The organism is Halosolutus sp. YCN4, from assembly GCF_059736495.1.
In genome coordinates, this window is the sequence record NZ_JCASSM010000003.1 from 757,254 (window position 1) to 781,466 (window position 24,213).

Annotated in this window: 31 protein-coding genes and 1 pseudogene; 21 read left to right on the forward strand and 11 right to left on the reverse strand. The window is 66.5% G+C overall.

Annotated features, from left to right (window positions below; all coding sequences use genetic code 11):
* Window positions 1-44 precede the first annotated feature (44 nt).
* From AC6I6X_RS14325 to AC6I6X_RS14340, 4 genes are all read left to right on the forward strand, one after another.
* Window positions 45-866: a DUF63 family protein gene (locus tag AC6I6X_RS14325; RefSeq protein ID WP_497931203.1), complete on the forward strand. Its 822-nt coding sequence runs from the start codon at window positions 45-47 to the stop codon at window positions 864-866.
* A gap of 36 nt (window positions 867-902) precedes the next feature.
* A complete protein-coding gene (locus AC6I6X_RS14330; protein ID WP_497931204.1) occupies window positions 903-1,805 on the forward strand; it encodes an ATP-dependent ribose-1-phosphate kinase in 903 nt (300 codons plus the stop codon).
* A gap of 136 nt (window positions 1,806-1,941) precedes the next feature.
* Window positions 1,942-2,244, forward strand: coding sequence for a HalOD1 output domain-containing protein (locus AC6I6X_RS14335; RefSeq protein WP_497931205.1), 303 nt, complete (start codon window positions 1,942-1,944; stop codon window positions 2,242-2,244).
* Window positions 2,245-2,377: 133 nt separating this feature from the next.
* On the forward strand, window positions 2,378-3,106 hold the full coding sequence (locus AC6I6X_RS14340) for a guanosine phosphorylase (protein WP_497931206.1): 729 nt from the start codon (window positions 2,378-2,380) through the stop codon (window positions 3,104-3,106).
* A gap of 107 nt (window positions 3,107-3,213) precedes the next feature.
* On the opposite strand, the gene AC6I6X_RS14345 is transcribed toward AC6I6X_RS14340, so the two are convergent.
* Window positions 3,214-4,044, reverse strand: coding sequence for an HNH endonuclease (locus AC6I6X_RS14345; RefSeq protein ID WP_497931207.1), 831 nt, complete (start codon window positions 4,042-4,044; stop codon window positions 3,214-3,216).
* Window positions 4,045-4,220: 176 nt separating this feature from the next.
* Here AC6I6X_RS14345 and AC6I6X_RS14350 point away from each other — a divergent pair, with 176 nt between their 5' ends.
* A complete protein-coding gene (locus tag AC6I6X_RS14350; RefSeq protein WP_497931208.1) occupies window positions 4,221-4,742 on the forward strand; it encodes an amphi-Trp domain-containing protein in 522 nt (173 codons plus the stop codon).
* Between the two features lie 81 nt (window positions 4,743-4,823).
* On the opposite strand, the gene AC6I6X_RS14355 is transcribed toward AC6I6X_RS14350, so the two are convergent.
* Complete coding sequence (locus AC6I6X_RS14355) at window positions 4,824-5,552, reverse strand: DUF547 domain-containing protein (RefSeq protein WP_497931209.1); 729 nt, start codon at window positions 5,550-5,552, stop codon at window positions 4,824-4,826.
* 149 nt (window positions 5,553-5,701) lie between these two features.
* On the opposite strand from AC6I6X_RS14355, the gene AC6I6X_RS14360 reads away from it, so the two are divergent.
* The 9 genes and pseudogenes from AC6I6X_RS14360 (at window position 5,702) to AC6I6X_RS14400 (ending at window position 13,565) form a co-directional block, all read left to right on the forward strand.
* A complete protein-coding gene (locus AC6I6X_RS14360) occupies window positions 5,702-6,721 on the forward strand; it encodes an AI-2E family transporter (RefSeq protein WP_497931210.1) in 1,020 nt (339 codons plus the stop codon).
* Window positions 6,722-6,808: 87 nt separating this feature from the next.
* A complete protein-coding gene (locus AC6I6X_RS14365) occupies window positions 6,809-7,903 on the forward strand; it encodes a DUF7972 family membrane protein (RefSeq protein WP_497931211.1) in 1,095 nt (364 codons plus the stop codon).
* A 97-nt stretch (window positions 7,904-8,000) separates the two neighbouring features.
* Window positions 8,001-8,204, forward strand: a pseudogene (locus AC6I6X_RS14370) (AAA family ATPase); the annotation flags it as partial.
* Between the two features lie 518 nt (window positions 8,205-8,722).
* Window positions 8,723-8,926, forward strand: coding sequence for a cytochrome oxidase (locus AC6I6X_RS14375; protein ID WP_497931212.1), 204 nt, complete (start codon window positions 8,723-8,725; stop codon window positions 8,924-8,926).
* 6 nt (window positions 8,927-8,932) lie between these two features.
* The gene (locus AC6I6X_RS14380) at window positions 8,933-9,820 is read left to right on the forward strand and encodes a cytochrome c oxidase subunit II (RefSeq protein WP_497931213.1); all 888 of its coding nucleotides are present in this window, start codon (window positions 8,933-8,935) and stop codon (window positions 9,818-9,820) included.
* Window positions 9,813-11,561, forward strand: a complete 1,749-nt coding sequence (locus AC6I6X_RS14385) for a b(o/a)3-type cytochrome-c oxidase subunit 1 (RefSeq protein WP_497931214.1) — start codon at window positions 9,813-9,815, stop codon at window positions 11,559-11,561. Before AC6I6X_RS14380 ends, AC6I6X_RS14385 begins: the two co-directional genes overlap by 8 nt.
* Window positions 11,562-11,576: 15 nt before the next feature.
* Complete coding sequence (locus AC6I6X_RS14390) at window positions 11,577-11,756, forward strand: CbaC protein (RefSeq protein ID WP_497931215.1); 180 nt, start codon at window positions 11,577-11,579, stop codon at window positions 11,754-11,756.
* 84 nt (window positions 11,757-11,840) lie between these two features.
* Window positions 11,841-13,094 carry a tRNA (N(6)-L-threonylcarbamoyladenosine(37)-C(2))-methylthiotransferase gene (locus AC6I6X_RS14395; protein ID WP_497931216.1) on the forward strand — a complete coding sequence of 418 codons (1,254 nt, stop codon included), beginning with the start codon at window positions 11,841-11,843 and terminating at the stop codon, window positions 13,092-13,094.
* 102 nt (window positions 13,095-13,196) lie between these two features.
* Window positions 13,197-13,565, forward strand: a complete 369-nt coding sequence (locus AC6I6X_RS14400; protein WP_497931217.1) for a helix-turn-helix domain-containing protein — start codon at window positions 13,197-13,199, stop codon at window positions 13,563-13,565.
* Window positions 13,566-13,671: 106 nt separating this feature from the next.
* Here the strand turns inward: AC6I6X_RS14400 and AC6I6X_RS14405 are convergent, their stop codons facing one another.
* Window positions 13,672-14,151: a redoxin domain-containing protein gene (locus tag AC6I6X_RS14405; RefSeq protein WP_497931218.1), complete on the reverse strand. Its 480-nt coding sequence runs from the start codon at window positions 14,149-14,151 to the stop codon at window positions 13,672-13,674.
* Window positions 14,152-14,240: 89 nt separating this feature from the next.
* Here AC6I6X_RS14405 and AC6I6X_RS14410 point away from each other — a divergent pair, with 89 nt between their 5' ends.
* On the forward strand, window positions 14,241-14,477 hold the full coding sequence (locus AC6I6X_RS14410) for a glutaredoxin family protein (RefSeq protein ID WP_497931219.1): 237 nt from the start codon (window positions 14,241-14,243) through the stop codon (window positions 14,475-14,477).
* A 104-nt stretch (window positions 14,478-14,581) separates the two neighbouring features.
* Here AC6I6X_RS14410 and AC6I6X_RS14415 read toward each other — a convergent pair whose 3' ends face one another.
* The 4 genes from AC6I6X_RS14415 to AC6I6X_RS14430 all read right to left on the reverse strand — a co-directional run bounded on the left by AC6I6X_RS14415 (window position 14,582) and on the right by AC6I6X_RS14430 (window position 16,861).
* Window positions 14,582-15,001: a cupin domain-containing protein gene (locus AC6I6X_RS14415; RefSeq protein ID WP_497931220.1), complete on the reverse strand. Its 420-nt coding sequence runs from the start codon at window positions 14,999-15,001 to the stop codon at window positions 14,582-14,584.
* 166 nt (window positions 15,002-15,167) lie between these two features.
* The gene (locus AC6I6X_RS14420) at window positions 15,168-15,401 is read right to left on the reverse strand and encodes an Lrp/AsnC ligand binding domain-containing protein (protein WP_497931221.1); all 234 of its coding nucleotides are present in this window, start codon (window positions 15,399-15,401) and stop codon (window positions 15,168-15,170) included.
* A gap of 98 nt (window positions 15,402-15,499) precedes the next feature.
* A complete protein-coding gene (locus tag AC6I6X_RS14425; RefSeq protein ID WP_497931222.1) occupies window positions 15,500-16,267 on the reverse strand; it encodes an NAD-dependent protein deacylase in 768 nt (255 codons plus the stop codon).
* A gap of 54 nt (window positions 16,268-16,321) precedes the next feature.
* Window positions 16,322-16,861: an HIT family protein gene (locus tag AC6I6X_RS14430; RefSeq protein WP_497931223.1), complete on the reverse strand. Its 540-nt coding sequence runs from the start codon at window positions 16,859-16,861 to the stop codon at window positions 16,322-16,324.
* A gap of 368 nt (window positions 16,862-17,229) precedes the next feature.
* Between AC6I6X_RS14430 and AC6I6X_RS14435 the strand changes: the two genes are divergently transcribed.
* Window positions 17,230-17,430, forward strand: a complete 201-nt coding sequence (locus AC6I6X_RS14435) for a DUF7835 family putative zinc beta-ribbon protein (RefSeq protein WP_497931224.1) — start codon at window positions 17,230-17,232, stop codon at window positions 17,428-17,430.
* A gap of 62 nt (window positions 17,431-17,492) precedes the next feature.
* Here AC6I6X_RS14435 and map read toward each other — a convergent pair whose 3' ends face one another.
* The 3 genes from map to AC6I6X_RS14450 all read right to left on the reverse strand — a co-directional run bounded on the left by map (window position 17,493) and on the right by AC6I6X_RS14450 (window position 19,815).
* On the reverse strand, window positions 17,493-18,389 hold the full coding sequence (gene map, locus AC6I6X_RS14440) for a type II methionyl aminopeptidase (protein ID WP_497931225.1): 897 nt from the start codon (window positions 18,387-18,389) through the stop codon (window positions 17,493-17,495).
* 57 nt (window positions 18,390-18,446) lie between these two features.
* On the reverse strand, window positions 18,447-18,572 hold the full coding sequence (locus AC6I6X_RS14445) for a hypothetical protein (protein WP_497931226.1): 126 nt from the start codon (window positions 18,570-18,572) through the stop codon (window positions 18,447-18,449).
* A 295-nt stretch (window positions 18,573-18,867) separates the two neighbouring features.
* The gene (locus AC6I6X_RS14450; protein WP_497931227.1) at window positions 18,868-19,815 is read right to left on the reverse strand and encodes an isoaspartyl peptidase/L-asparaginase; all 948 of its coding nucleotides are present in this window, start codon (window positions 19,813-19,815) and stop codon (window positions 18,868-18,870) included.
* Window positions 19,816-19,918: 103 nt separating this feature from the next.
* On the opposite strand from AC6I6X_RS14450, the gene AC6I6X_RS14455 reads away from it, so the two are divergent.
* The 4 genes from AC6I6X_RS14455 to AC6I6X_RS14470 all read left to right on the forward strand — a co-directional run bounded on the left by AC6I6X_RS14455 (window position 19,919) and on the right by AC6I6X_RS14470 (window position 22,993).
* Window positions 19,919-20,197, forward strand: coding sequence for a hypothetical protein (locus tag AC6I6X_RS14455; RefSeq protein ID WP_497931228.1), 279 nt, complete (start codon window positions 19,919-19,921; stop codon window positions 20,195-20,197).
* Between the two features lie 305 nt (window positions 20,198-20,502).
* Window positions 20,503-21,780 (forward strand): isocitrate dehydrogenase (NADP(+)), encoded by a 1,278-nt coding sequence (gene icd / locus AC6I6X_RS14460; protein ID WP_497931229.1) that lies wholly within the window; start codon window positions 20,503-20,505, stop codon window positions 21,778-21,780.
* Window positions 21,781-22,006: 226 nt separating this feature from the next.
* Entirely contained in the window at window positions 22,007-22,525 is a 519-nt protein-coding gene (locus AC6I6X_RS14465) for a hypothetical protein (protein WP_497931230.1), read from the forward strand.
* Between the two features lie 36 nt (window positions 22,526-22,561).
* On the forward strand, window positions 22,562-22,993 hold the full coding sequence (locus AC6I6X_RS14470) for a GNAT family N-acetyltransferase (protein WP_497931231.1): 432 nt from the start codon (window positions 22,562-22,564) through the stop codon (window positions 22,991-22,993).
* Window positions 22,994-23,015: 22 nt separating this feature from the next.
* Here AC6I6X_RS14470 and AC6I6X_RS14475 read toward each other — a convergent pair whose 3' ends face one another.
* Complete coding sequence (locus AC6I6X_RS14475) at window positions 23,016-23,636, reverse strand: DUF7509 family protein (RefSeq protein WP_497931232.1); 621 nt, start codon at window positions 23,634-23,636, stop codon at window positions 23,016-23,018.
* A gap of 95 nt (window positions 23,637-23,731) precedes the next feature.
* On the opposite strand from AC6I6X_RS14475, the gene AC6I6X_RS14480 reads away from it, so the two are divergent.
* On the forward strand, window positions 23,732-24,127 hold the full coding sequence (locus AC6I6X_RS14480; protein ID WP_497931233.1) for a helix-turn-helix domain-containing protein: 396 nt from the start codon (window positions 23,732-23,734) through the stop codon (window positions 24,125-24,127).
* The last annotated feature ends 86 nt before the right edge of the window (window positions 24,128-24,213 follow it).

A 24,213-nucleotide genomic window follows, 5' to 3' on the forward strand; every position in this document is an offset into this window, starting at 1 on the left:
GATAATCGAAACGTGTTAGTTACTGGTCTGAGGGCGTATTGAATATGGTATTGCCCGAGGGATTCGCGCTCCCGCCGTGGTATTTTCTCGCGCCGCTTCTCGTCGTCCTGACGGGCGTCGTCGCGCTGCTGTGGACGGTCGATCCACCGGTGACCGATCGGACGGTGCTCGCGTTCGCGCCGTGGATGATGGTCGGCTCGACGCTCCACGTCCTCTACCAGATCGATGCGTACCCGGACGGGATCGCGGTCCTGTTCGCCACGCCGAGCGTCTACCTCGTGACGGCGACCCTCGCGGGCGGGATCTGGCTGCTCGGGTCGTTCCTCTACGCGGCCGGCCTCCAGCGATCGATCGCCCGGTTCGTCGGCGTCACCGGGACGGCGTTTTTCGTCGCGTTCGCGTCGTTCGCCGTCGTCACCCGGTCGGGAGGGGGGATGCTCGATCCCTTCTGGCCGGTCATCGCGGTCGTCGTCACCGGCATCGTGACGGCGATCGCGTGGCTCGCGCTCAGCCTCTGGTTCACCGAGGTCGCCGCCATCACGAGCATCACCGGGGCGCTCGTCGTCTTCAGCCACACGCTCGACGGCGTCTCGACCGCGATCGGCTACGACGTGCTCGGCACCGGGGAGACCGTCCCGCTGTCCCGGCTACTCCTCGAGGCCGGCGGGAGCCTCCCGACGGCCGCGTACATCGGTAGCGGCTGGTTATTCGTCCTCGTGAAAGTGGTGCTCTCGCTCCTGATCCTCGGACTGTTCAAGGAGTACGTCCAGGAAACGCCCCGACAGGGGCGGACGATCCTCGGGCTGATCGCCGCGGTGGGGCTCGGACCGGGCGTTCACAACCTCCTGCTGTTTACGCTCGGCTAGACTTTTCCGGCCGGAGGCCGTCGTCCCGATATTATTATGCTCTCCGTGCTCACTGCGGGTCACGTCAACTGGGACGTGACGTTGCGCGTCGATCGACTCCCGGTCGCCGACGGCGAATCGGCGATCCGCTCACAGCACCAGTCCGGCGGCGGTAGCGCCGCGAACGTCGCGGCCGCCCTCGCCGGACTCGGCGTCGAGGCCGGGCTGATCGGGAGCGTCGGTGACGACGACAACGGCCTGCTGGCGCGACGCGAACTCGAGGACGCGGGCGTCTCGCTCGGGGGCGTCCGGGTCGTCGAGGACGCCCCGACGGCCGTCAAGTACCTGCTGGTCGACGACGGCGGCGAGGTCGCCGTGCTGGGAAACGACGGCGTCAACGAGGCGGTCACCCCCGCGGATCTCGATCGGGAGCGCATCCGATCGGTCGACCACGTTCACCTCACCGGGCAGCGACCGGACACCGCCGCCGCGATCGCCCGGATCGCCAGCGAGGCCGGGGTCACCGTGAGTTTCGATCCCGGTCGACGGCTCGGCGACCGCGACTACGGCGACGCGCTCGCGATGGCCGACGTCGTCTTCGCGAACGATCGCGAGGCCGAGGCGGTGCTCGAGGGCGAGTACGTCGGTTCGGACTTCAGCGATCGGATCGTCGTCGTCAAGTGCGGCGGCGACGGCGCGGCGGTACACACGCCGAGCGGGTCGTACGCCCATCCTGGGTTCGACGTCGATCCCCGGGACACGACCGGGGCGGGTGACGCGTTCGCCGCGGGATTCATCGCGACCGTACTGGGCGACGGCGGGCAGGACCTCGCCGGTGCCGACGTCGAGCGAGCGCTCGAGTTCGGGAACGCCTGCGGCGCGCTCACCGCAGCCGAAGAGGGGGCTCGGAGCGCCCCGACGCGATCGGCGGTCGAGACGTTTCTGGCCGATCGGTTTTGAAGGGGTCGGTACCGAAGGCGGGATGGGAGATTCCGTCGTCTCCTGGCGGTTCTCAGGGGTTGCTGTCTGACGACACTTATATCAGCTGCGCCGTTGCTCACTCGAGTAGAATGTCACGGAGACGTGACAGAGAGACATGACGGAACGAAGGAGAAGCACTTCCCACGGGTGCGCGTTCGGTCGTCGCATCCGCTACGAGCCGAGTCCAGACGAACCGCCGAGTATCGCGGCCGCGACGGCGCTGGCACGCTATCACGACGAAGACGTCACGGCCGCCAGTACGCGGCTCTACGACTACGTCGATCCGGAAGCGCTCGACGCCCTCTTCGCCGACACCTGCAACGGGACCGCCAGGTCGAACGGATCCGTCGAGGTCGACGCCGACGACCTGACGATGACGATTACGCCCGATCGAGTGGAGGTACGGCCGACGGACTGACGGCGTGATCGGGCACCGCGAGGCGGGATGGCTCACCGATCGGCGACGCCGATCCGCGAGACGCGTTCGGGCCGTCGCCGATCGGTGTCCCGCAGTAGAACCTTTTTTCTCGTCGCCGCCGGAACGCGGGGGTATGGCAACGCAACCACACCTGCTGGTCGACGACGGGGACGTCGCAGACATCGCCCTCATCCCGGGGGACCCCGGACGCGTCGATCGGATCGCCGGTCACTGTGACGAGGCCGAAACGATCGCCCAGAACCGCGAGTACAAGGTCGTCAACGCCACCTACGAGGGGCGAGAGCTGACGATCTGTTCGACGGGCATCGGCTGTCCGTCGGCCGCGATCGCGATCGAGGAACTGGCGAACGTCGGCGTCGAGACGGTCATCCGCGTCGGGACGACCGGGGCCCTCCAGTCGGAGATCGAGATCGGCGACATGATCGTCGCGACCGGCGCCGCGAAGAACGAGGGGACCTCGAAGCGCTACGAGGCGGTCGAGTACCCCGCCGTGCCGGACTACGACGTCCTCTCGGCGCTGGTCGACTCGGCGGAAGCGAATAACGAAGACGTTCACGTCGGCCCGATCGCCTCCGACGACGCCTACTACGCCGAGACCGACGAGTACGTCGCGGACTGGGAGGCGGCCGGACTGCTCTCGGTCGAGATGGAGGCCGCCGCCGTCTTCTCGCTGGCACGCCGGCGGGGACTCAGGGCAGGGGCGATCTGTACCGTCGACGGCAACCTCGTCGAGGGCACCCAGAAGGGGACCGACACCGAGGACGACGAACTCCCCGAGAAGGCGAAGAACAACGTCGGACGCGCGATCGACATCTCGCTTGCGGCCGTAACGCAACTGTAACGGGACACGTCGTCCCCCTCGTTCTATCGTACGGCTACTGGAAGTCAGTGCCGGGGCAACCGCGAGCGCCCCGCGATTGGACCGAGAACTCGTTCCAGTGGACCGTCTCACTCGTCGAGAAGCGTCTCCGCGAGCGCCATCGTTCGATCGGTCAGCGCCTCCGTCGTCGTGGAGGTCCCCCGGAGCCGATCGTTGATCGTCGAGAAGAGCCGTTCGAACGCCACGCCGTCGCCCTCCGATCGACGCCAGTCGTCGGTCGATCGCGGCTCGAGGCCGCAGGTTCCGCACGTTTCGGTCCCGCTCCCGCTCGCAGCGACCCCCTCGAGCGGTTCGAAACAGCCGTGGCACCGATCGAGTCCTGCGACGACCGTCTCGCCCAGTTCGACGACCTCGCGGAGATCCGACTGGAGGGTCGTCGCCGTCTCCGTCACCGTCTCGAGCGGCGTCGCCACCTCGGGCCCCAGATCGGTCGTCTCGACCGCCCCGAGCCGATCGAGTCGCGTGTCGACGATATCGATCGCCAGCAGGACGTCGCGGCGAGTCTCGACGTACTCGGTGGCGTAGTCACGGGGTTCGTCGCCCGGTTCGGCCTCGGCGAGGGCGGTCGGCAACGACGTCACGAGCGACGCGAACGACGCGACGTCGGAGATGGTCGCTCCCTGCGTGCGGGTCGTCTCGCGGACGAGTAAAAATAGCTCGTCCCGATCGACCGACAGGTCCGACAGCGCATCCGACTCCCGTAGCGCGGTGAAACACCGTTCACAGACCGTCACGAGCGAACTCTCGTGGACCGTCCCCTCGAGCGACACGTCGCCGACCGGGTACGTCCGGACGCTCGTCGGTTCCTCGTCGCCGCCGGTCGTACCGCAGTTGCGACACGCGTACTCGTCTCGTTCGAACACGGCTCGCCGATCGCCACGCCACTCGCGGGAAGTCACGGCCGGTGGGTCACAGCGCGGGATCAAAAACGCTCCGACAGCACTCGCTACCGCTGACACGAACTCGCGTGACGCGGTCGGCGGCCCGTGAATCGGCCGGCCCCCGGGCCGGTGTTCGTCCGCGACCGGGGCCGATCGACCGCAATCCTAACCTGTTCCGTCACGTAGACAGGGCCATGTCGGAGCCGGATCCGGAGTTCGAACTCGAGCAGGCGTACGATCGCGAGGAACTGGCCGCCGTCGTCGACGAGATCGCGGCCGCCCTCGAGGGCGGGCACACGCTCCAGTTGCACACAGCACAGCGACGGCTCGAGGTGGACTTTCCCGACCGGCTGGTCGCCGAACTCAGGACCGATCGGGACGGCGACCCCGAACCGGCGACCGCCGATCTGGAACTCGGACTCGAATGGGACGATCCCGACGGGTCGAGCGTCCGCGTCGAGACCGTCCCGGCGGACGAACCGACCGACGAGCCCGGGGAGCCGATCGAGGGCCAGTCGTCCGGGACCAGCCGAACCAGTCGCTTCGAGGTGTACCAGGACCGGGCCGACGAGTGGCGCTGGCGGCTGGTCCACTGGAACGGCAACATCCTCGCCGACAGCGGCGAGGGGTACACCTCGCGTGCGAACGCGAAGCGCGCCGTCAGGGGCGTCATGCGGGCAGTGCCGACCGCGACGGTCGAGGAGACGGAGTCGTAGCGCCCCGTCTCGGGGTCGACGGGGATCGGGAGCCGTCGCCCGCGCTCGCCGAGCGGGCCGGCAGACGGACGGCACCGACGATCAGTGGCGGAGCACCTCGGCGTCGATCGCCGAGGTCCGGCCGCCGCGTTCGTAATCGAGCGCCGGCGTCGCATCGTCCGGGATCGCGTTGTACTCCCGCAGGAACCGGATCACGCCGCGTCTACCGCCGAAATCGCCGCAGTAGCGCCGAAAGAACCGGGGGACCGTCGCGACGCGCCGATCGGGGTCGTAGTGGACGTTCTCCTCCAGGTACCACTCGATCGCGATGTCCAGATCTTCGTCGACGTCGGCGGGGGAGTAAACGGTGATCGGCGGACAGTGTTCGGCGCTCCGGGGTAACGCGAAGTGGACCCGCGGGTCACACTCCACGAGTCGGAACCGGCGTTCGAACGCCGAGGGAAAGGGCCGAGGGACGTAGCCGAATCCCCAGGGGTGCTTCGAACTGCGGAGCATCCCGTGCTCGATGTCGTTGAGGCTGAGCCAGGCGCCGCCGACCGGGATCCGATCGCGGGCGACGAACCGCCAGCGATCGAGGAGGCCGCCCTCGAGCAACGCCCGATCGTCGTCTTCCTCCAGCAGGAGATGGGTGTAGGCGTTGTAGCAGTTGAGCCAGAAGGAGAGTTTGCGCTCCCGCGTCGAGAGGGCTCGCCCGAGCTGCGATCGATCGAGCGACGCGAGCCGCGATCGCAGCCAGTCGGTGTCGCCCTCCGTCTTGACCGTATACAGGAGATCCGCCGAGAGCGAGAGGGGATCGAGCTGGGTCGACATTCGGTCGTGAATTCGCCAGGCAAACCCTTGAAGCCGTGTGGCGACTCCCTACGACAGTCTTGACTGGGAACACGTCTGGATCGGTTTTATCGGGCTGACCGACACACGTCTGGGTCGATTTTATCCGGCTGACCGTTGTTATTCCCCGTGTGAACCTCAGCAAGGGGTATCTCCTCGCACTCGTCGGCATCTTCGCGTACCTTTCTTTGCAACTGGTCCTGCCGTTCCTCCAGTACGTCCTCGGCGCCCTCCTCCTCGCGTTCGTCCTCTTCCCCCTCCAGGAACGGCTCGAGAACTACGTGTCGCCGACGATCGCCGCGTTCGCGCTCCTCGTCCTCGCGCTCGTCGGCTTCGTCGTCCCGTTCGTCGTCGTGGCGACGGCGATCGCCGGGGACGTCGCCCGGCTCCTCCAGGGGGTCGAGCCCGAAACACTCCAGCTGACGGAACTCGAGCGACTGATCGCGGAAGAGACCGGGCAGGAGGTCGATCTGGCGGGACAACTGGCCGGATCGGCGGAGCAGATCGGATCGATCCTGCTCGACCAGACGACGATGTGGTTCAGCGCACTCACCCACGCCCTGATCGGCCTCGGCGTCATGCTCTTTCTGCTGTACTACCTGCTGAAAGACGGAAACAACCTCATGGCCTGGATCAGGACGGTGACGCCGCTGCCCGACGACGTCCAGGACGACCTCTACGACGAACTGAGCGAGGTCATGTGGGCCGTGCTCGCCGGCCACGTCCTGATCGCGATCATCCAGGGCGTCATCGCCGGGTTCGGGCTGTTCGCCACCGGGATTCCGAACGCGGCGTTCTGGACGTTCATCATGGTGATCCTCTCGCTGATCCCGCTGGTCGGTGCGCCGCTGGTGTGGATCCCCGCCGTCATCTACCTCTTCCTGACGGGTGAGCCGTTCCTCGCCGCGGCGCTCGGCATCTACAGCACGATCGTCGTCGGAATCTCCGACGACTACCTGCGGCCGATCGTCGTCGATCGGTACGCCCAGATCAGCCCCGCGGTCATCATGCTCGGCGTGCTCGGGGGGATCTACGCCTTCGGCGTCATGGGCCTGTTCTTCGGGCCCGTCATCGCCGGGGCGCTGATCGCGACGGTCACCGTCGTCGACGACAACTACGATCGGCTCGGAGACGAGTCGGACGCGATCTGACGGCGGCGGCCACACGACCAGTACGCCGGCTTCCGACCAGCGACCGGTGGTGTCTATTTATCGGTCGGCGGTGTCGGCCATCGACCGATGGTCGACGGTGGCTCACGATTCGAATCGATCCGGAACCGCATCGGGCTCGGCACCTCGCACAGACGGATCGATCGCTCGAGCGAGAATCGCGTGAAACGCTGGATCCTGTTCGACGGGAGCCGCGAGCGGGTCGCGACCGCACTGCTCGGCACCGTGTTCCTCGTCCTGCTCGTGATGGGCGGGATCTGGCCGATCGAGTACCAGGAACTGCTCGGGGAGACGACGGTCGTACAGACCGTGTTCAACACGCTCCTCTCCGGGACGATCCTGCTGGTCTCGATCGTCGTCTCGATCGCGGCCGTCGGGATCTCCCAGGAACTGACCTCGCTCGGCAACCAGTCCGAACGCGTCGAGACGATCATCGCGTTCCAGAGCGCGATCGAAGAGAGCGACATCGTCGACGTGAGCCCGGCGCGGCCGGGCCAGTTCACGGCCGTCGTCCTCCGATCGATCAAGCAACGGGCGGACGACCTCCACCGACTCGACGCCGCCGCGACGCGGGACGAACGTGCGGGGCGAGCCTACCGAGAGGAGGTCGATCGGCTCCGGACCGACATCCAGGCGAACACCGAGGAGGTGTTGACGACGCTCTCGCGGGTTCCGGCCGGAACGACGGACGAACTCCTGACGGGGCTGAACTACGACTCCTCGTGGCAGCTCTACCAGTCGCGGCGCATCCTGACGAAGTACGGGGAGGAACTCACCGACGACGAACGGGCCGTGATCGAGGACATCATGGACACGCTCCGCAAGCTCGTGGTCAGCCGGGAGTACTTCAAGACGCTGTACTACAAGCTCGAACTCTCGGACCTCTCGACGACGCTGTTGACCGTCTCCCTGCCGATCATCGTCTTCATCACGTACGTGTTACTCGCTATCGACTCCGGGGTCTTCCCGGACGTCAGATTCCTCGGCTACACCCCGTTGACCGTCTTCATCAGCCTCGCGTACACGATCGCGCTCGCGCCCTACGCCGTGCTCACCGCGTACGTCCTGCGCGCCGCGACGGTGACCAAACGGACGCCCGAGGAGGGCCCGTTCGTCCTGGACGGCGACCGGGAAACCGCCTCTGACGACCGGTCCGATCGGTGATCGGGGCGGAACGGATCCTACGCAGCCCCTCCGCCGCGATCGTTTCCGACGCGTCGGGTCACGAGAATTATAAGTTCCCGGCGACCGCGTACCCGAGATATCAGTCGCAGACACCGCGTCGACGGCGGCGGCCGTCGTCGACGAAGTCCTCTCCGCAGTCGTCGCCGATCGAACGGTCCTCGAGGAGGTAACCGCCGGCATCCTCGCCCGCGGGCACGTGCTCCTCGAAGACGTCCCCGGGACGGGCAAGACGCTGACGGCCCGATCGCTCGCCACCGCGGCCGTAGTACGTCTGGGCCGCGAGGAACGCCGCGACCGCGACCAGGAACGCGGGCCACGAGATCGGCGCCTGGAGGAGGTCGAATCCGACAGTGCCGTGTCGGGCGTAGACGAGCGCCCCGGCGACGATCCCGGGGAGCAAGACGCCGTAGGCCCACAGGATCGCGAAGACGAACAGGGCGTTCACCGCGACGAACACCCCGAGGACGGCACAGATACGCAATCGGAGGGTCATGGAGGGAGTGGGTTCGTCTTCTTGTCGGCGAGGCAAAATTTTCCGTGACCGACCGCTCGCGTCTCGGTCGCGACCGAGAGACCGAGAGACGCGCCGCTGGTCAGTGACGCGGTCGAACCGAGTCGTGGCGTGGCCGACTCAACGACCGCTATCGCGTCGACAACGTCGCGATTACCGCCGGCACGGCTGGACGCGTCTCGCGAGGCAAAATCGGACACGTACCGCCGATCGCCGGCGGTAGCGTCGGGATAGCGGTGAAATTGGGCTACCGATTTATACGCACGGGCGTGGTCGGGTGGTAAAGTATGTCAGACGCGGACGCCACACTGCCGGACGCGAACGTCCACGAGCTATCGGCACCGGATCGATCGGTGAGCCACGAGGAGTACGATCCGGTGGGAACGCTGGTGCTGATCGCGCTGTACTTCCTGGTGCTCGTGTTGCTCTGGCTGTTCACGTACTTCGTCGAGTTCCTCGGAAACGCCCCGACGCCGCTGGTGATCGGGTGAGTTCCGATGAACATTCACACCTACGAGAAGGTCTGGCTCGTTGGAGCGCTCGTGCTGATCGTCGGGTTCATCGTGACGATCACCTACGGCTCGGTCGGGCTCGGCATCTCGATGATCGACGACAGCGAGGAAGTGATGTCCCCGGGAGACGTCAGCGAGGACGAACGCTTCGGCGAACCGCGCGTCGAGCAGGTCGGCGAGAACGAGTACGAGGCGTACGTCGTCGCCCGGACGTTCATCTTCCAGCCCGATCCGATCGAGGTGCCCGCGAACAGCGAGGTGACGTTCTACGTGACGAGTCCGGACGTGATCCACGGCTTCAGCGTCGTCGGGACGAACACCAACACGATGGTCATTCCCGGCGAGGTGTCGACGATGACCGTCGAGTTCGACGAACCCCAAGAGTACGGGCTGATCTGTCACGAGTACTGTGGCTCCCAGCACCACACGATGGAGGGCAAACTCAACGTCGTTCCCGAGGACGAGTTCGACCTGACCGAACTGTCGGTCGAAGCGCCGGACGAGGTCGAACCCGGCAACGAAACCGAGTTCGAGATCACGGTCGAGAACGGCCAGCTCGAGGACCTCGAGACGACGGTCGCGCTCGAAATCGGCAACGAGACGTACGAGGAAGACGTCACCGTCGGCGGCGACGACAGCGAGACGGTGACGCTCACGGTCGACGCGGCCGATCTCGGCGAGGGCGACCACGACTGGACGGTCACCGTCGACGACTACGAGGAGAGCGGGACCCTGAGCGTGGCGGAAGCCGGCGACGAGGGTGAGCAGGGCGACGACGGCGGCGATGGGACCGAGACCGACGACGGGAACGAAACCGAGGCCGACGACGGGAACGAGACCGGGACCGACGGCGAGGGTGATGACGATGCCTGAGACGTTCGCCGACGAGTACCCGGATCAGGCGCGTCTCATTCGGCTGGTGTTTACCTCCTCGTTCGTCGCGTTCGGCGTGGGCGCGTTCTTCGGCCTCATCCAGGCGTTTCACCGGACCGACATCTACCGGTTCATCGAGTCGGAGGCCTACTACACCGTGTTGACGGGCCACGGCGTCTTCCTCGTGGTTTCGTTCACGATCTTCTTCCTCGTGGGCGTCTATCAGTGGGCGGTCACGGACAGCCTCGATCGCGGTCCCGTCGACATGCGACTCACCTGGGGCTGGTACTCGCTGATGGCGATCGGGATAACGCTGTCCGGCGTTGCGATCCTGGCCGGCTTCGTCGAGGCAATCGACGTGAGTTCGGACACGCTCTTTACCTTCTACGCGCCGCTCCAGGGCCATCCGATGTTTTACGTCGGCCTCGTCGTCTTCGTCGTCGGGACGTGGGTCGCGGGCGTCGACTGGTTCCGATCCTGGTGGGCCTGGAAAGGCGACCACCCCGGCGAGCGGATCCCGCTGCCGACGTTCATGGTGCTGACGACGATGATCATGTGGTACGTCTCGTCGATCGGTGTCGCCGTGTCGATTCTCGCGTTCATCCTGCCGTGGTCGCTCGGCATCGTCGAGTCGATCAACCCGCTGCTGACGCGGACGCTGTTCTGGTACTTCGGCCACTCCGTCGTCTACTTCTGGCTGCTGCCGGCGTACCTGCTGTGGTACATCCTGCTGCCGAAGCTCTCCGGGGGACGGCTGTTCAGCGACCCGCTCGCTCGCGTCGTCTTCATCCTGTTCGTCCTGCTTGGGACCCCGGTGGGCATTCACCACCAGTACCTCGATCCGGGGATCGCGGAGGGGTTCAAGTTCATCGCGATGACGAACACGATGTTCCTCCTCCTGCCGAGTTTCCTGACGGCGTTCACCGTCGTCGCCAGCATGGAACACGGCGCTCGCCAGCGCGGCGGAGAAGGCTATCTCGGCTGGCTGACCGCACTGCCGTGGCGAGAGCCGGCGTTTACCGGAATGGCGCTGGCCGGTGCTGTCTTCGCGTTCGGGGGATTCACCGGCATCGTCAACGCCGGGATGAACATCAACTACCTCGTCCACAACACGCTCTGGATACCCGGTCACATCCACACGCAGGTTGGAACCGCCGCCGCGCTGACGTTCATGGCCGGTTCCTACTGGCTCGTCCCGCAGGTGACCGGGAACCGCCTCGTCGGACGGGAACTCGGGCTGGTCCAGGTCCTCCTCTGGTTCATCGGCATCGTCTTCATGACGAACTCGATGTACCGCGGCGGACTGGCGGGGATACCGCGTCGAACGGCCGAACCGCAGTACGAGGGGTTCGAGTACGAGACCGTCGTCGGCTCGATGGGGGAACTCAACGCCCAGCTCGCGATCGGCGGCACCCTCCTGTTCATCTCGTCGATGCTGTTCCTCGCGTTGATGCTCCTGACGGCGTTCAACGGGAACAGCGACCCGATCGACGATCACCGGATCCCGCGCCCGCTGTCGGGCCCCGAGGACTCGCCGCGAGTGCTCGACAACCTGAAGCTGTGGGCCGGCATCGCGATCGTCCTGCTGGTTCTCGCGTACGGGTTTCCGCTGGCCAGCATCGTCGCGAGAGGCGGCCTGTTCGGGCCGGACGTCGGCCCGTTCCCCGTCCAGATCGATCCGACGAGTCTCCTCTCGATGCTCCGCGGGGTCGTCGAGAGCGGCCTCGCGGGCGTCGGCTAACCCAGTGATCGATCGATGCGGATCACCCTCCCCCGGCTGTTGATCGTGATCGCGCTTCTCGTCGTGATCCTCGTCGAACTCCGGACCGCACTCGGGTTCTTCGACGTCGTACTGACGGTCCCGGAGACGGTCGGCCTCGGTGCCCTCGCGATCGGTCTGCTCGTCCTCTGGGCGCTGTGGCCGAACGACGGCTGAACTGCCCTGAGCCGTCAATCCCGCGGCCAAACCGTGATCCGTCGGGCTTTTGGCCTCCCGGATCCGACGATAGGGCAACGACGAATGGCCCGGTATCACATCGAAACGTACGGCTGTACGTCCAATCGCGGAGAGAGTCGCGAGATCGAGCGACGGCTCCGCGACGCGGGCCACTACCGGGTCGACGGCCCCGACGAGGCCGACGTCGCCATCCTCAACACCTGCACCGTCGTCGAAAAGACCGAGCGGAACATGCTCCGGCGGGCCGAGGAACTGGCCGAGGAGACCGCCGATCTGTTCATCACGGGCTGTATGGCCCTCGCGCAGGGCGAGGAGTTCGCGAAGGCCGACGTCGACGGGCAGGTCCTCCACTGGGACGAGGTGCCGGAAGCGGTCACCAACGGCGAGTGTCCGACGACGACCCCGGACGCCGAACCCGTCCTCGACGGCGTCGTCGGCATCCTGCCGATCGCGCGGGGCTGCATGTCCGACTGTTCGTACTGCATCACCAAGCACGCGACGGGCAAGATCGACTCGCCGTCGATCGAGGAGAACGTCGAGAAGGCCCGGGCGCTGATCCACGCCGGCGCGAAGGAGATCCGGATCACGGGCCAGGACACCGGCGTCTACGGCTGGGACGAGGGCGAGCGCAAGCTGCACCGGCTGCTCGATCGGATCTGCGACATCGAGGGCGACTTCCGGGTCCGCGTGGGGATGGCCAACCCCAAGGGCGTCCACGGCATCCGCGAGGAACTCGCCGCGGTCTTCGCCGAGAACGAGGAGCTGTACGACTTCCTGCACGCGCCGGTCCAGTCGGGCAGCGACGACGTGCTCGGCGACATGCGCCGCCAGCACCAGGTCGAGGAGTACCTCGAGGTCGTCGAGACCTTCGACGCGGCGCTCGACTACTGGACGCTCTCGACGGACTTCATCGTCGGCTTCCCCACCGAGACCGACCACGATCACCAGCAGTCGATGGCGCTCCTCCGGGAGACGCGACCGGAGAAGCTCAACGTCACCCGCTTCTCGAAGCGGCCGGGCACCGACGCCGCCGACATGAAGGGGCTGGGCGGCACGATCAAAAAGGAGCGATCGAAGGAAATGAGCGCGGAAAAGCGCGAGATCGTCGGCGAGGCCTACGCCGACATGGTCGGCGAGCGTCGCGAGGACTGTCTCGTCGTCGAGCACGGAACTGCCGACTCCGTGAAGTGTCGCGACTCGGCCTACCGGCAGATCATCGTCCGGAACGCGAGCGATCACGGCATCGAGCCCGGCGACTTCGTCGACCTCGAGATCACGGCCCACGAGACGATGTACGCGTTCGGCGAACCGGTGTAGCGGCCGGCCATCGACTCGGTAGCCTGCCCGGTTTGACGATCGATTCCCACGGACTGGGAGGGAGGGACGAGGTACTCTTTTGCGGACGTACAACGGGTATATATGAGCGAGACAGTCGACGACCAACCACGGTGTACGTACGCCGAGCGAGACGGTCCGATGGGGTGTAACCCCCAGGCGATAATCGAACTGCTCGCCACCGACGACGCGCGCGAGGTGTATCTGCGGGCCGCGGAACCGGTGACGGTTCCCGAAATCGCCGAGGAACTCGAGCTGCCACAATCGACCGCCTACCGGAAGGTCGAGGAGCTACAGGAAGCCGGCTTGCTCCGCCAACTCAACGAGCGATCCCAGGGCGGGTTGCCGGCTCACTACGTCCAGTCGATGGACGCCGTCTCGGTGACCTACGACGACCCCCTCCGGATCGAGTGCTCCCGCAACGGGGCGACCCTCTGGTGTGAACCCGACTGAGGGCCGTTCGCAACGAAACGCGTTCCGCGACTCCGATCGCTGATCGCGCCCCGTCACCGACGTGAGACCACCGTCCCTCAGTGCCAACGCGAGACGCTGATGTCGATCAGAGATCCCCGACCGCGGCTTCGATTTCCTCGCGTGGGAGCGGCGAGATCCAGTCGTCCGCGACGAACGCGTACTGGACCTCGCGATCGGAATCGATGACGAACGCCGATCGCCACGGCGTCGAGACGGTCGCCATGTGATCGCGATCGGCGAGCAGATCGAGCGACTCGCTCACGACGCCGTTCACGTCCGCGAAGAACCGGAAGTCCGGCCGGTCCAGCCAGCGGAGGAACTCGTTCTGTGCGTAGGGACCGTCCCGGCTCACGCCGAGAACCGAAACGTTCTCGAACTCCTCCCAGCCGGCCCGGACGAACCGTTTCCACCAGTTCTGGGCGATCGCGCTGAACGCGAAGCCGGTACAGACCACGACGCCACCCCGATCGCCGAGCGCCGCGGAGAGGGTCGTCGATCGGAACGTCTCGCCGTCGCACAGCGGTGCCTCGAAGTCGGGAAGCCGCTCCCCTGCTGTCGGTGGCATACGCGGGCGTCTCGCGCGGGGACCAAAAACGTCCGCCCACCGGAACGCCCTCACCCACGCTTTTGCCGGTCCAGTGCGAACGACGGCGCATGGTCACCCTGTACCGCCTCGAAGGCTGTCCGTACTGCGAGGTCGTCGTCGATCGGCTCGAGGAACTCGACGTCGACTACGAGAGCGTCTGGGTCGAGGGACTCCACTCGAAACGGAACGAGGTCAGGCGGCTCTCCGGTCAGCGACAGGTTCCAGTCGTCGTCGACGACGAGTACGGCGTAACGATGGCCGAATCGGAGCGGATCCTCGACTATCTCGACGCGAGGTACGCCTGAGACGGGCTGGTACACCGAGTTCCGGTACAACCGCGGGACGGTCGCGGGTGCGTCGGAACTGACGGACAGCAGTCCGTATGAAACCGATCGATCGGCGTCGGGCGCTACTCGCCGTCTGCGTCCTCGTCGTCGAGGCTGTGCGGATCGAGCCCCGGATCCTCGACGGCCGGCGCGCCGATCGCGAGGACGACTCCCTCCTCGTCGCCGACGTTGCGGTGGCCGTGGCCGATCTCCGGCCGGGCCATCCAGACCGTGCCCGGCCCGGCCTCGACGTACTCCTCCTCGCCCGATCGGCCGAGTTTAAGCGAGAACTCCCCCTCGAGGACGAAGTACAGTTCCTCCTGTTCGGCGTGGGCGTGATACTGAATCTCCTCGCCGGGCTCGAAGTACCAGAGCTTGAGCTGGACGTTCTCGGTCGGCAGTACCTCGTCGAGCGCCCGAATCCGCAGGTCCGGGGGCACCTCGTCGATCTCCGAGAGGTCGGTCATCGGGACGTCCTCCGTGTGGACGACTTCGTACTCCATGTCGATCGGGAACACGACCCATTCACTCAAAAGCGTACGGGCAGGCGGACCGTTTTGCTGGCTTACGAAGCGGTGGTTCCGCCGATCGGGCCCACGTCCGAGTCCGGGCGCTAGATCGCCCCGGGAGGCGGACGAGGACACCGCCCCCGCGATGCCGCTCGATCGGTTACGGCTCGAAGGCGACGTTGGTCACCGTGTCTACGACGCCCGAGACGCCGTGGATTTCGTCCGCGACGACGCGGGGCAGGTCGTCGGAGTCGTCGAGATCGAGTTGGGCGATGACGTCGTATTCGCCGGTAACGACGTGAACGGTGCTGACCGCGTCGAGATCACCGATCTCGTTCGCGGCGTCGGTCACGGCACCCGGATCGACCAGGATATTGACGTATGCGTCGGTCATGTGTACACACCCTTGCTACGTTATGACGTGCCACGATAGCACTCATCAAGGTTTCCACCGTCCGCTGGATCGAACTGTTCGAACCCGCGGATTCGGCCTCACTCCGCGTCGTCGACGATCGCGTCCCTGAGCCGCGGCACGACGTCGGTCACGTCCGCCCGGAAGTCGTGGGCCGCGCGATCGGTGAGCGGCGTTTCGTCGAGGTTCGCGATTACGAGCGTCGCGCCGCGATCGGCGGCCGTCCGCGGCAGCGACGCGGCCGGTTCGACGGTCAGCGAGGAGCCGATCGCCAGGAAGACGTCGGCCGACTGGGCGGCGGCCTGCGATCGCATGAGCGCGTGTTCGGGGAGCCGTTCGCCGAAGAGGACGGTGTCCGGTTTGAGAGTCCCGCCGCACTCGTCGCAGGTCGGCGGCAGGTCGCCGTCGCGGGCCCGTTCGAGGATCGGTTCGACGTCGTACCGCTCCCGGCACGACTGGCAGACCGCGTTCGCCGCGGTCCCGTGGAGGCGAACGATCGAGTCCGAACCCGCCTCGGCGTGGAGGCCGTCGATGTTCTGCGTGACGAGCGTGTCGAGGTGGCCCGCGGCCTCGAGGTCGGAGAGCGCGTCGTGGGCGGCGTTCGGGGCGACGTCGCCGTCGAAGAACTCGTCGTGCAGGTCGAGGTGCTGGTCCCAGTAGCCGGCCGGATCCGCCCGGAACCGATCGACGTGGAAATCGGCCGGGTCGTACTGCTGCCAGAGGCCGTCGTCACCCCGGAAGTCGGGGATGCCCGACGCGGTGGAGACGCCCGCTCCGGTCAGGCCGACGACCTCGTCGGCGTCGCGAATCGTCCGTGCAGCGGTCGCGAGGGCCTCGTCGGTTGTCACGGCTAGCCGTAGTACGGGAGCGACCAAAATCCCCATCACTCGGCGACGCGCGGGCTACTCGACGACGACCGCGGCGTCCTCGTCGGGAACCGTCGTCCCCGATTGCCCGGCGAACGCCTCGTGGACCCGATCGTAGGTGTCCGCGAGCGCCTCGACGATCACGGAGGTATCGCTGAGGACGGGCATGAAGTTGGTGTCCCCCTGCCAGCGCGGGACGACGTGTGTGTGGAGGTGGTCCCCGATCGAGCCACCGGCCCCCTCGCCCAGGTTGAGACCGGCGTTGAAGCCGTCCGGGTCGAGCGCCGTCTCGAGCGCGTCGAACGTGCGCTGTTTCAGGCGGGCGTGATCGAGCAGGTGCTCGTCGTCGAGGTCCCGGTAGTCGCCGGTGTGTGCGCGGGGAATCACCATCGCGTGGCCCGGGTTGTACGGGTAGTTGTTCAGCATGACGAACGCGTGGTCGCTCCGCGCGACGATCAGGTTGTCCCGATCGGCGTCCCGTTCCGGGAGTTCACAGAAGACACACGCCTCGATATCGGGGTTCTTGTCCTCGCGTTCGATCCACTCGATCCGCCACGGTGCGAACACCTGGTCCATACTCGCGGGTATTCCCACGGCGATAAGTCGTCTTCGCCACCGGCTCGTCGGACCGAACTCGCGGGAGACTGAGGGGCGGACACCCGGGAACGTCCTCGCACGTCGCGTGACACGGGCCCCACCTGGACGACCCAGACGGTCCGACCACGCGTGTGAGCGGACGACGTGACAGAAACAGATGAGGGATTACGACGAGACTGTCAGTATTTCCGATCGATAGCCGAAGACATCCCAGGGGCCGTCACGAAACGGTAACGGACGCTCTCAGGCCGTTTTGTAGAGGCGGTAATACCGTCTTTCGATTCGCTAAACCCACGTTTCGGAACGAAGCAGGGGTTTAAGAGGACACTATTCCTACGGATCCAGTAATGGCAACGACAGACGACTCGTTCAACGGGATGACCGAACGCTGCGACGACTGCGAACTGGAGACCCTCCACGAGGTGTCCGTCCAGATCCGGACCGAGAGCCTCGGAAACGAGAACGCCGAGTTCTCCCGCGAGCCCTACCGCGTGGCCGAGTGCCAGCGGTGTGGCAATCGGACCAGCCAGCGGATGAACAACGCCTGATCGCCTCCAGCGACTCGACCGGAAATCGCAACCGAACCGACGTTCGGTCCCCGTTCTCCTCCCTATCTCGTCGTCACTTCACAGCCGTCCTCGGTAATGATGACCGTGTGTTCCTTCTGGCTGACGAGGTAGCCGTCGTCCTCCTTGAGCACCGGGTAGCCGTGGACGATGTCGTTTCGCTTGAGTCGGCGAAGCGCCATCTCGGCCCGATCGGTCTCGAGCCAGCGCGTCGCGAAGGGCAGCGTGCGGAACTCCTCGGTGATCTGGTCGAGCGCGTCGCGAGCCTGCCGGTTCCGCACGCTCCCCTCGCGCTCGAGGGCGAAGATTTCCTCGCTCGCGCCCTCGGTGACCTTCCCGCCGCCGTCGGTCGCGAACGGTTCGATGGCGACGACGTCGCCGACCTCCAGCGTGGCCCCCTGCGAGACGGCGCGATTCGGGATGTTCGGGCTGGTGTGTTGCTCCCAGTGACCCAGCCCGTGCCCGGTGAGGTTGACGACCGGGTTGAAGCCGTAGCCGTCGATGACGTCCTCGATCTCCGCACCGATCTCGCCGGTCTCGACGCCCGGTTCGACGACCTCGAGGGCCGCCTCGAGTGCTTCTTCGGAGGCCTCGGCGAGTTCCGGGTTCCCCGAGAGGTCGACCGTGATCGCCGTGTCGGCGAGCCAGCCGTCGACGTGGACGCCGATGTCTAAGTTGACCATCTCCTCGCCGAAGGTCGTCTCGTCGTCGATCGACGGCGTGGCGTGGGCCGCCTCCTCGTCGATCGAGATGTTCACCGGGAACGCCGGCTTCCCGCCGAGTTCGCGGATCCGGTCTTCCGCGTACTCGGCGACCTCGAGGTGGCTCGCGCCGACCTCGACGCGATCGGCCGCTTCCTCGCGCACCTGCGCGAGAATCTCGCCGGCTTCACGGTGTTTCTCGTACTGCTCGGACTCCAGATCCACGTCGGATTCGGCCATGCGACGGGGTTGTATCGGTCGACAAAAAGAGGTTCCGCCTCCGGCCGACGCGTGCGGTCAGCGGTCGGCCCGCCGATCGTCGATCCAGTCGCAGTCGGAACAGGCGGCGAGGCCCTGAACGTTCGAGAGCGTCGCCGCGCAGTCCGGACACCGTCGTGCCGCGTGATGCGGGGGTTCGAGCATCAGTTCCCGTGAGGGTCACGACGATAATAAAACTATGTGACGACGATCGTCGAACTGAGCTGAACGAGAGCCGCCCCGATAAACCCGGCGGCGACCGTTTCCTCCGGAAACGACTCGTAACTGGACCGAATTCCGTGAAACGGTCGCGACCGATTATCCCCGTCGAACGCGTCCGTACCGGGTGGCGTGAGAGACGCCACAGCCCTCGTTCGAGCCGGTTCCGGAACGACCACGCGAGGGGAGCCCTCGAGACCGACGGCACTGTACCCGGCGGGAAACACCGGTCTCGAGGGCGTCACCCCGAGAACGACGTCTTGCGAGCGGTCTGCATCGCGGCACTGTTGTACACCGAGCCGAGGTTTCCACGCGCGTCGATAACGATCACCCCGGCGGTCGATCCGGTGAGTTCAGCGAACTCCTCGATCGCGAGTTCCGCCGCGGCGGACGCGTCACGTCCCCGTTCGACGTGCCGAGCGACGCGTCGCGAGAGCGTGACGCGGGCGATGTCCTCGCCGGCACCCGTCGCGCTGACCGCGGCGGCGGGCGAGCAGTAGAAGCCGGCCCCGACCTGGGGCACGTCACCGACCCGGCCCGCGAGCGCGAGCCAGCGCCCGCCCGTCGACGTCGCCGCGGCGAGCGACTCCCCGTCGAACGCGACCGCCCCGACGGTGTCGTGGTCGTGCTCGTCGATCGGGCCTGCGCTCCGATCGTCGTCCACCTGTCCGCCGTCGTCCGCCCGTTCGTCCCGCCCGTCGGGATCCGATCGGCCGTACCGATCGCGGATCCACGCCAGTTCCTCGCGGGTGCCCCCGGTCGGCGGGTCGAGTTCCGCCCACTGCTCGCGCGTCCGGTCGCTCCAGCAGTCAACCCCGGTCTGGACGCCGAACGCCTCGGCCAGCGAGACGGCGTGGTCGCCCGAGACGAAGCCGTGCGGCGTCTCCTCCAGCACGATTCGGGCGACGCTGACCGCGTGCTCGACGTCCGGCATCGAACACGCCGCCCCGACCGATCGATCGTCGGTCATGAGCCCCGCGTCGGTTCGGATCCGGCCGTCGCTCTGGACCGCGCTCCCGACGCCGGCGTTGAACCGCGGCGAGGACTCGAGCCGATTGACGGCCGTCTCGACCGCGTCGACGGGCGACGGGGCCGCCACGCCGTCTTCGGCCGCGGCTTCGAGGACCTCCCGCCGCGAATCGGGGTCGTCGGGGTCGCTTCCTGCACCGCCGTGGACGAGTACCTGCATGCGCGGTCTCTCTCGCGCGGCGGTCCTTGTGGCTTTCCACCCCGTCCGCCGTCGCGACCGAACCACCGGGACTTACGATGGGGGCCCGAGTACCGCGACGACGATGACGACGGCCCTCCTGCTCGTCGCGTTTTGTGCCACGATGGCGGCGATCGCAACCGCACGGCTTGCCGTCCGTGAGGAGCGAGACCCCGTCGACGTCGGGGTCGCCCTGATCGTCGTCGGCAGTACGTCACTCGCGCTCCTGTGGGCGGCCCTCACGGAATCCTGGTTGCTGACGAGCGGCCGATTCGCGCTCGCGATCGTCGGCAGCGCCTGTGTCGTCGCGGGCGTGGGACTGCTGTTTCGCTACCTGGACCGGTCGCCGGGATACTCGTCCTGATTCGGTTCGCCCCCTCTCGCAATCGACCGCCGACGTCCCGACCCGATCGAATGCGAATTCGCTCCTCGATCCGACCGATACCAGTGCGTTTCCCGACACGAAGTTCCGTTTTTTGTCAGTAGCACGCCCTTCACACGACGAATGTTTATGTATGACCGAGGGAACGGCTTCGGCGCTCACAGGCGCACAGCGGCGTGGGTTCGCGATCAGCGGGCGATTCTGGCCGATTCGTTCTCGTGCAACTTTTGCCGCCGTCGATGGAAATGGTAGACCTTTTACCCCCATCGGGGCACCGTACAGACGAGATGAGTTACGACAAGATCGAGGTCCCCGAGGACGGGGAAAAGATCACGCTGAAAGAGGGTACCGACGACGAGATCGAGGTGCCCGACAACCCGATCATCCCGATCATCCACGGCGACGGGATCGGCAAGGACGTCGGTCCTGCCGCACAGGAGGTCCTCGAGGCCGCCGCGGAGGCGACCGGCCGCGAAATCAGCTGGATGCGCGTCTACGCTGGCGAGAGCGCGCGCGAAATCTACGGCGAGGACGTCAACCTGCCCGACGAGACCGTCGAGGCGATCAAGGAACACCGCGTCGCGATCAAGGGTCCGCTGACGACGCCCGTCGGCGCCGGCTTCCGATCGCTGAACGTTGCGCTCCGCCAGACGCTCGACCTCTACGCGAACGTCCGGCCGACCTACTACCTCGACGGCGTCCCGTCGCCGATGAAGGCGCCCGAGGAGATGGACATGGTGACGTTCCGGGAGAACACCGAGGACGTCTACGCCGGCATCGAGTGGGAGGCCGGCACCGACGAGGTCGAACAGGTTCGCGACTTCGTCGAGCAGGAGATGGGCTTCGACTCGACCATCCACGAGGGTCCCGTCGGCATCGGCATCAAGCCGATCACCGAGAAGGGGTCGAAGCGTCTCGTCCGCGAGGCGATCGATTACGCCCTCGAGCACGACCGCGACAAGGTCACGCTCGTCCACAAGGGGAACATCATGAAGTTCACCGAGGGGCAGTTCTCCGAGTGGGGCATGGAGGTCGCCGACGAGGAGTACCCGGACGACGAGGTCTTCGCCGCCCCCGACTCCCTGTGGGAAGAGCAGGACGACATCGACATCCCCGAGGGCGCCGTCATGGTCGAGGAGCGCCTCGCCGACGCGATGCTCCAGTGGATGCAGCTGCGCACCGACGAGTTCGACGTGCTCGCGATGCCCAACCTCAACGGTGACTACCTCTCCGACGCCGCCGGTGCCCAGATCGGCGGTCTCGGCATCGCGCCGGGTGGCAACTTCGGCAAGGGCCGCATGCTCGCCGAGCCGGTCCACGGCTCCGCGCCCAAACGCGCCGGCCAGGACATGGCCAACCCGACCGCGATGATCCTCTCGGGCCGTCTCATGTTCGATTACCTCGGCTGGGACGACGCCGCCGACCTCGTCCGCGACGCCGTCGAGGAGACTATCTCCTCCGGCAACGTCACCTACGACCTCGAACGCCAGCTCGAGGACGCCGAGAAACTCGCCACCAGCGAGTACACTGCGGAAGTCGTCAGCAACATCGAAAAGCTGTCATAGACAGCCTTTCGTCCTCTCGCGGCTTGGCCGCGAGAACATCGAAAAACGCTCTACGAGAGTTTTTCGGGCAGTCAGAACGCGACGCGTTCTGACGCTCTCGAGAAGCTTTCGTAGTGGGCTTCTCGCACTCGCGCGGTAACGCACCGCCTGTCTCGTTTTTTGCGCTCTCTGCACCACCGCGATCGAAACCGCCACCGTTTCGGCCCGGCAGTCCGGCCTCTCACGCATGGAGTCCACACTCGACCTCGATCCGCAGTCCCTGCAGGATCGCGACGACGTCGCCGTCGAGACCGAGACGCGAACCGTGACGCGACCGGAGTTCGAGACGGCCCGCGGCCTCGAGAGTCACGTGACCGTCGGCCTCACGAACGACGCGGGCGACGTCCTCGTCGTGAGCGACGGGGCCCGGGGGTGGGCGCTGCCCGCCGTACCCGTCGCCGACAACGCGGACTGGGTGGAGGGCGCCCGTCGCGCGGCCGGCGCGCTGACCGGCGTCGACGCGTCGTTCGACGGGCCGGTTCGCCTCCGCCGCGTCGCGTTCGAACTGGAGGGTGCCGATCGATCCGTGACGACGACCGACGTGCTCGTCCGGGCCACGGTCGCCGGCCGGCCGATCGCGAACGAACCGACCCTCGACGGCGATGACGTGGCGGACCTCCTCTGGCTCGATCGGGTTCCCGAAGACGCGTCGGCCGGCGTCGCGGCCGACGTGCGAGCGCTCCGCGATCGATCGGCGGCGCGATAGTAACGCTCTCGGCACGCCGTCCCCTACACCCGCCCGATGGCCGAGGTACGCGAAGTCGATTCGGACGAACAGCGGGCGGACGCCTTCGACGTCCGGCAGACGGTGTTCGTCGAGGAACAGGGCGTCGACGAGGCGATCGAGTACGACGAGCACGAGGACGAGGCCGTCCACTTCGTCGCCTACGACGACGGCGAGCCGATCGGAGCCGCCCGACTCCGTGAGCCGGACCCGGGACTCGGCAAGGTCGAACGCGTCGCCGTCCTCCGGTCGCGACGGGAGGAGGGGATCGGCCGAGACCTGATGGCCGCCGTCGAAGACGCGGCGCGCGATCGAGACCTGACCGAACTCAAACTCCACTCCCAGACCCGCGCCGCCGCGTTCTACCGCCGACTCGGCTACGAACGCCGCGGCGCGGAGTTCGAGGAGGCGGGGATCCCCCACGTCGAGATGCGAAAGTCGCTGGAGTGACGCCCACGACGGAACGGAAGCGCTACCCGAGTCGCGGCAACTCGCCCGTTCGTTCCTTTCGAATGAGATCGCGTACGAACAGCCGAAGCTGGCGTGTCAGGTCCTCGCGGTCCTCGTAGGCGTAGATTCGGGCCTCCCACCGATCTCGGACCGCGGCGATCATCGCGCTGCGGACGCCCGACTCGTGGACGAACATGACCCGCTCGCGGCGGTGGGCCGCGGTCTCCTCGTCGAAGAGGGCCTCGAGGACCGATCCGACCTCGATTCCGACACCGAGGTTGTCGCCAGCGGCGGGGACCACGTACACGACCGCGTTGCTCGCCCGGGCGAACGCGATGCTCTGGGTCGCGGCGTCCATCTCGGACAGGTCGACGTCGACGTCGATCGCGAGGAACGCATTGACGCCCGCCGACGTCCGAAGGTGGTCGCGGACGTCCAGCAACAGGTCGAGTGCCGCTTCATCCCGGCCGAGTTCGTGATCGGATCCGACGAGCGACCCGAAATCAACCGATTCGGGGATCGCGTCGGGAGCGACGTCTGCGATCGCAGTCTCGACGTCGAACGCCTCGTACGGCCCCATCAGATAGACGAGAAACCGCGATCGTGGAAGATCACCCAGTTCGTCGACGATCCGGTCGCGCATACGACGAGTTCTCACCGACCATATATAAATGCAGGCGATTTCAGCGATCGCTGACTCAGCGAACGCTTAAACAGTCGGGGATGCAACCTAGCGTCATGGCCGAATCCGAGCGCTCCGCACGACGATCGGGGGACCAGTTACTGCCCGAGCACAGCGTCCTCTCGGTCGAGGAGTACCTCGCGATGCAGCGATCGATCGGGAACGAGACGCGGTTTCGCGTCCTGAACGCGCTGGTCGAAGCGGGACCGCAAAGCGCCAGCGAACTGCGTGACCGACTCGGCGTCGAGTCGAACGTCCTCCACTACCACCTCGACGAACTCGTCGACGTCGGTCTCGTCGAGAACCGAAAACGCAAGGAACCCGACACCGACGGCCTCTACTCGTACTATCGGGCAACGTCGCTCGGTGAGGGCATTCTCGAGCACGGCGTCCGCGAACTGATGCGCCAGGAGTGGGACGCGCTCGAGGAGTACAGCGATAGTAGCCACTGAACGTCAATGCACACCTGATCGCAGGACTGCTGTGCGATCAGTGTGTAAATCGTTTCAGTTGCTACTATAGTAGCAACTAAACGTCA